Origin of the sequence: Vibrio sp. 1874, assembly GCF_033344395.1 — a bacterium.
Lineage (GTDB): Bacteria > Pseudomonadota > Gammaproteobacteria > Enterobacterales > Vibrionaceae > Vibrio > Vibrio alginolyticus.
Genome location: NZ_JAWPOR010000095.1, coordinates 1 through 1,335 on the forward strand (window position 1 = coordinate 1; position 1,335 = coordinate 1,335).

Sequence of the window (1,335 nt, forward strand, 5' to 3'; positions counted from 1 at the left end):
GAGCGGTTGTGATTTCCATGATGGCCTCACTAAATAATCTAATACATTTTTAATGTGCTTAGGTTAACGCTTCAGACAAGGGTGAAACATGATCTCAACACATATTTAATATGAAAAAATGGCAAGAATTGTCGAATTCAGCCACGGCGTGATACACGATATAAGAAGAATATCTACTTTTTGTGATAGTGGTTGTATATGTAATCTCGGTCCGAAAACACTCTTAACCACTCTGGCTTGAAGACGGTTAATACTGCCAGTGACATCCCGTTAAGTAACCCTTCGGGGAACGCAAGCAATGGGACAAAAATAAAGTAGTTGTGTTGAATGGTTTCCCAATCGTAGTGGCCAACCAACAAGTGATAAAACGAGTTAAATACTAAGTGTAAACTGCCTGTGAGTGCGCCATTAAAAAAGCCAGCGACAAAAATAAACACAAAGATGTTGCGGGGTAAATAATGGTAACTAAGCAAAAAGACTAAGTAGCTGATTAATATTGGAACGAGCGCCGATAGCACAAGAGAGCTCGGGAGCAAGATAAACGAAATATCGTGTATCCAGTGGTAGGCGATCATCGCAGGACTGCTGAGCAAAAAAGCCATTCGCCAACCGTACATCATGGTTAGTGTCGTTAAAGCGAGAAAGTGTATTTGTAACCCTTCTTTTACTCCTGCTTGAGCAGACCAAAGAACCGTAATGAGGAAGAAAGAGGCAAGCACGATATGTTGAAATGCTTTCTCTTGTTCAAGTTTAGGCCAAACTACTTTTCTCCAATCGGGTATGCAAAAAGCAACGACAACCCAAGTAACGATGATGAGTGAGCCTACGTTAAACCAGTCCATGAACTCTTTTCCTAAAATGCGTTTGTTACTTTTACGTTAATCCTTTTATTGGGGCGCTATTTTACACGCCTTGGTGATTTATATAAGGAATTTGCCAGTGTTACATACAAAAATGCCAGCTAAATGCTGGCATTTCTAGAACGTTAAGGTTCTTATTTGCTTAGTATTTCACGTTAGAGTGGTACTGAGACAAGATGGATTGAATTTCATCCATTATCTCTTTTGAAGGAGGATTCACGCCTTCAAGAGGGTACTCTAAACCAAGAGCTTCCCATTTATGTGCACCGAGTTTGTGGTATGGGAGCAGTTCAACTTTCTCGATGTTGTCCATATCTTTAATGAATTCACCCAGCATGTGCGCCGCTTCTGGATCATCGGTGTAACCCGGCACAACTACGTAGCGAATCCATGTTTTTTGACCAATTTTGTGCAAGTAACGAGCAAAGTCTAACGTACGTCGATTCGACACACCGATAAAGTCTTGGTGAATTTC

The 1,335-nt window shown here is 40.8% G+C and carries 1 protein-coding gene and 1 pseudogene; both read right to left on the bottom strand.

The genetic code is table 11. The features are described from left to right. Positions 1-173: 173 nt before the first annotated feature. On the bottom strand, positions 174-842 hold the full coding sequence (locus tag R8N46_RS24795) for an energy-coupling factor ABC transporter permease (protein WP_318189722.1): 669 nt from the start codon (positions 840-842) through the stop codon (positions 174-176). A 160-nt stretch (positions 843-1,002) separates the two neighbouring features. After that, a pseudogene (gene pflA / locus R8N46_RS24800) lies at positions 1,003-1,335 on the bottom strand (pyruvate formate lyase 1-activating protein); the annotation flags it as partial.

Excerpts from the sequence above, each read along its gene's own strand:
- R8N46_RS24795 (WP_318189722.1), bottom strand. The coding sequence starts at position 842 with ATGGACTGGTTTAACGTAGGCTCACTCATCATCGTTACTTGGGTTGTC.